Origin of the sequence: Thauera phenylacetica B4P (genome assembly GCF_000310225.1) — a bacterium.
Classification (GTDB): domain Bacteria; phylum Pseudomonadota; class Gammaproteobacteria; order Burkholderiales; family Rhodocyclaceae; genus Thauera; species Thauera phenylacetica.
In genome coordinates this window covers 1-4,394 of the sequence record NZ_AMXF01000292.1, presented here as the reverse complement: position 1 = coordinate 4,394, position 4,394 = coordinate 1, and the positions used below count along the sequence as shown (strand labels likewise).

4 protein-coding genes and 1 pseudogene are annotated in these 4,394 nt (G+C 68.8%); 3 read left to right on the top strand and 2 right to left on the bottom strand.

Going from position 1 to position 4,394, the window contains the following annotated elements; all coding sequences use genetic code 11:
* A pseudogene (locus C667_RS20660) lies at positions 1 to 244 on the bottom strand (diacylglycerol kinase); the annotation flags it as partial.
* Between the two features lie 333 nt (positions 245 to 577).
* Here C667_RS20660 and C667_RS20655 point away from each other — a divergent pair.
* Positions 578 to 1,180, top strand: a complete 603-nt coding sequence (locus tag C667_RS20655; RefSeq protein WP_245538518.1) for an exopolysaccharide biosynthesis protein — start codon at positions 578 to 580, stop codon at positions 1,178 to 1,180.
* A gap of 146 nt (positions 1,181 to 1,326) precedes the next feature.
* Positions 1,327 to 2,532, top strand: coding sequence for an ATP-binding protein (locus tag C667_RS20650; RefSeq protein WP_245538517.1), 1,206 nt, complete (start codon positions 1,327 to 1,329; stop codon positions 2,530 to 2,532).
* Between the two features lie 177 nt (positions 2,533 to 2,709).
* On the opposite strand, the gene C667_RS20645 is transcribed toward C667_RS20650, so the two are convergent.
* Positions 2,710 to 3,621: a DUF808 domain-containing protein gene (locus tag C667_RS20645; RefSeq protein ID WP_004381294.1), complete on the bottom strand. Its 912-nt coding sequence runs from the start codon at positions 3,619 to 3,621 to the stop codon at positions 2,710 to 2,712.
* 206 nt (positions 3,622 to 3,827) lie between these two features.
* Between C667_RS20645 and C667_RS20640 the strand changes: the two genes are divergently transcribed.
* Positions 3,828 to 4,370 carry a class I SAM-dependent methyltransferase gene (locus C667_RS20640; protein WP_004381292.1) on the top strand — a complete coding sequence of 181 codons (543 nt, stop codon included), beginning with the start codon at positions 3,828 to 3,830 and terminating at the stop codon, positions 4,368 to 4,370.
* Positions 4,371 to 4,394 lie beyond the last annotated feature (24 nt).

Here is a 4,394-nt window from a genome sequence, read left to right as displayed (position 1 = left end):
CCGCCGCGGCCTCGGCGGCCACGTGTGCCAGCTCGTCCGGCGCACACACCAGCAGCTCGCCTCGGCGGCCCCGGGCGGCGAGGGTGGATTCGATCACGGCGCGCTTGGCATCGACGTCGAGCGCGCCCGCGGCGGCGTTGATCACGAACAGCAGGGCGGATTCCGGGTCGAGGCGCGGGACCGGCATCGCGGCGCCGCGTGTGCCGTCGGCGCCGATCGACGCGGGCTGGAAGGCATCGCTCATGCTGCACCCGGTTGGCGAACGTCGGAGGAGGGCCCGCGCCATGAGGCCTGCGGACGAGGAGGGTCCAACCGTACCACCAAAACGTCCTCCTGACCCCGGCGCGCAAACGGCGCGCGCCGGTCGCAGCGGCGCCTTCCGCAGCGGGGCTCGACCCGGGGGAACCGTCGAAGGTCGGAACCTGTCCGAGCTTTCGAGCGAGAATTCGATGTTCCCGCAGCAGCGCAGACACCCTCGTGTCTCGTTCCGATCCATCATCCTTGGACCGTCATGGAAGACCAGGACCCCCGCGCACCCAGCCGATCCGAGTTCCTCAAGGCGAAACGGCGGGCCACCGTGGAACGCATTGCCGGGGCGCATCTCGCGTCCATGGACGGCACGATGGCCGAGGCCCTCGGGCAGAGCAACCGGCAGCGGCTGGTGTGGCTGTCCCTGCTGGCGATGCCGCTGCTTTTTCCGGTCGCGCTCCCGGGCATGGCCTCGGCGGTCGGCGCCTTCTGCCTGCTGATCGCCTTCGGACTGTGCGTCGGCCAGCCCGTGCCCTTGCCGCGCTGGCTCGCCCGGCGCGAGATCGACGGTCGCGCGAGGGCGCTGCTGCAGCGCATGTTCGGCCGCGTCGTCGGCATCGTCGCGTCCCTCGGCCGCCCCCGCCTGCTGCGCCTGAGCGACCGCCCGGCGCGCGTGCTCAACGCCTCCATGCTCTCCATCGCCGGGCTGTCGATGATGACTCCCGTGCCCATCATCAGCTTCGACAACGTGCTGCCCGCGCTGGCCATCGTGCTGATCTCGTGGGGCCTGCGCCTGCGCGACGGCCTGATGCTGCTGGCCGGCTATCTGGTGACGCTCGCGGCGGCGGCCTCGGTGCTGCTGCTGTGGTGGGGAGGCAGCGCCGCCGTCGCCGGCTTGCTGGCGTGGGCGGGGTTCGCTTCAGGAGGCTGATCGCGGGAGGCGGCACGGTGGAGCGGGAGCCGCTCGGAAGGGCTTGCCGACCGGAGGCGCAGCCGAGCCGGCCGACGGTAGCTGCTGCTTGAGATCAAACAAGCTTACAGATATTATCGATTAAAGATAACTTTCCTAAGCTTGGCATGATCATGGATCCCGTTCATAACCCATACGCGCCCGGAGCCGGCTCTCCGCCGCCAGAACTGGCTGGCCGAGACGAGTTGCGCCGCGTCGTCCGGATTGTGCTGCAGCGGATCCGCATCGGCAACCCGGCCAAGAGTGTCCTCATGGTCGGGCTCCGGGGAGTCGGCAAGACCGTACTCCTCGAGCGCATACGCGTCGACACCGAAGCTGACGGAATGCACACCGTGCGCATGGAGGCCCCTGAGGGGCGATCGTTGCCGGCGCTCCTGGCGCCTCAGTTGCGTGTCGCACTGTTGCGACTGAGCCGAGTGGAAGCTGCAAAGGATGTGGCGAAGCGAGGACTCAGCGCCCTTGCGGGCTTTGCCAAGGCTTTGCGGATCACCTACCAGGATATCGAGGTCGGCCTCGATTTCGAACCCGAACCCGGGCTTGCCGATAACGGCGACCTGGAAGCGGACCTGGCAGCCCTGCTGGAACAGGTCGGGATCGCTGCGAAAGAGGCCGGCACCGCGGTGGTCCTGTTCATCGACGAGCTGCAGTACATCAACGAGGCGCAATTTGCGGCTTTGATCTCTGCCCTGCATCGGTGTGCTCAACTGCGCTTGCCCGTCATGTTGGTCGGTGCGGGTCTGCCTCAGCTGAGGGAACGGGCCGGCAGTGCCAAGTCCTATGCCGAGCGGCTCTTCGATTACCCGGAGGTCGGCCCCCTGAACAGTGCCGACGCGCGCAAAGCCTTGGAATCACCCGCCAACGCGCTGGGCGTCCAGTTCGACGACGATGCGGTCCAGTCGATCATCGCTCACACGCTGGGCTACCCTTACTTCCTTCAGGAATGGGGAAAGCACGCTTGGGATTTGGCCGATGCCAGTCCCATTACGCTGTCCGACGTGGAACATGCCAGCAACGTGGCCATCGCTGCCCTTGACGAGAGCTTCTTCCGGGTGCGATTCGACCGCATGACGCCCTTGGAGCGACGTTACCTCAGGGCGATGGCCGAACTGGGTCCCGGACCGCACCGCTCCGGCGATATTGCCGCCGTCCTTGGACGGGAGGTTTCCGCCCTCGCCCCTACACGCGGGAAAATCATTAGCAAGGGTATGGTGTGGAGCCCATCTCATGGAGACACGGCCTTCACGGTCCCGCTCTTTGACGAGTTCATGAAGCGGATCATGCCGGGAGATGCCTGGCGGAGCGAATCGGCATGACGCAGGACTTCGCCCGGGCCCTGGCCTCCTCGGTCGATCTTGGCTCGGCTTCGGCACGAAGGCCATCGAGACGCTGAGCGACCGCGACACCCGGACCGCTGCAATGTGGCGAGGGCCTGGGCGACCGACCGGTTGGGGGGGGCGATACCGTCGTTCGATGGACTGAAGACCCGACGCTCAATGCGCCCCGCGCAGCTTCTGCACCCCCATCACCGCCGCGAGCACGATCGCACCTGCGACGATGCCCACGCCGGCGCCCGCGCCGGTGTTGATCAGCGCGCCGCCCACGCCGCCGAAGCCTTCCGCGAAATGCTCCACCGCGTGCGCCGCCGTCGGCCAGCCGTGCAGCAGGATGCCGCCGCCGACCATGAACATCGCCGCGGTGCCGACCACCGACAGCGTCTTCATCAGCCAGGGCGCGAAGGCCAGGATGGCGCCGCCGACACGGCGGGTGAAGGCCGACGCGCTGCGCTGCAGGTGCAGGCCGAGGTCGTCGAGCTTGACGATGCCCGCCACCAGCCCATACACGCCCACCGTCATCAGCAGCGAGATGCCCACTAGCACCGCCACGCGCTGGCCGAGCGAGGCTGCGGCCACGGTGCCGAGGGTGATCACCACGATCTCGGCCGACAGAATGAAATCGGTGCGCACCGCGCCCTTGATCTTCTCCTTCTCGAAGGCGACCAGGTCCACGTTCGGGTCGGCCACCGCCTGCAGCGTCTCGCGGTGCGCGGCCTCGTCCTCATGCTTCGAGTGCAGGAACTTGTGCGCGAGCTTCTCGAAGCCCTCGAAGCACAGGAAGGCGCCGCCCAGCATCAGCAGCGGGGTGATCAGCCACGGCGCCAGCCAGCTGATCAGCAAGGCGGCCGGCACCAGGATGGCCTTGTTGACCATCGAGCCCTTGGCCACCGCCCATACCACCGGCAGCTCGCGGCTGGCCTGCACGCCGGTGACCTGCTGGGCGTTGAGGGCGAGGTCGTCGCCGAGCACGCCGGCGGTCTTCCTGGCGGCGACCTTGGTCATGGTGGCGACGTCGTCCATGATGGTGGCGATGTCGTCGATGAGTGCGAGCAGGGTGGTTCCGGCCATGATGTGAGGGTGTGAAGGCAAAGGCGTGATGGTGACAGAAAACCGGCGCCCGCAGCCGCGCGCCGTGCCCGTGGCGTCGCCCGATCCGGTGCGCCCGTTGCCGCGCGGCGTATTCCGGAACAATTTCGCGGAGCAATTTCGGGGTGCGCGGGCGGTGGTCGCGGCGTTACCATGGGCACCTGTCGATCTCGAAGGGACGAGCGCCCATGCCGGTGCAACTGCTGTTGGCCATGCTGCGCAACCCCGCATCCACCGGCGCGGTGATGCCCTCGTCGCGCACGCTGGCCAATGCGATGGCGGGCGCGGCGGTGGGCGCCGACACCGTGGTCGAGCTCGGCGCCGGCACCGGCCCGGTCACCGAGGCCTTGCTGCGTCGCCTGCCCGGCGTGCCGCTGATCGCGGTCGAGCTCCAGCCCGCGCTGGCGCGGCGGCTGCAGGCGCGCTTTCCCACGGTGGATGTGCGCCAGGCGGCGGCGAAGGAGGTCGTCGACGGCCTCATCGAGCGCCCGGGGCGCGTGGTGCTGGTGTCCAGCCTGCCTTTCCGCTCGCTCCCCAGGGAGGTCGCGGCCGAGACGGTCGATAGCCTCTGCCGATTCCTCGCCCACGACGGCGAGCGCAAGCTCGTGCAGTTCACCTACCAGCCACGCGCGCCCTTCGCCGTGCCGCGCCAGCTGCGCTGGCATCGGCGCGCGGTGGTGTGGCGCAACACGCCGCCGGCCGGGGTGTGGGAGCTGCAGGCGGTGCGCTGAGGCCGGCGCGGCCGCCGGGCGGCC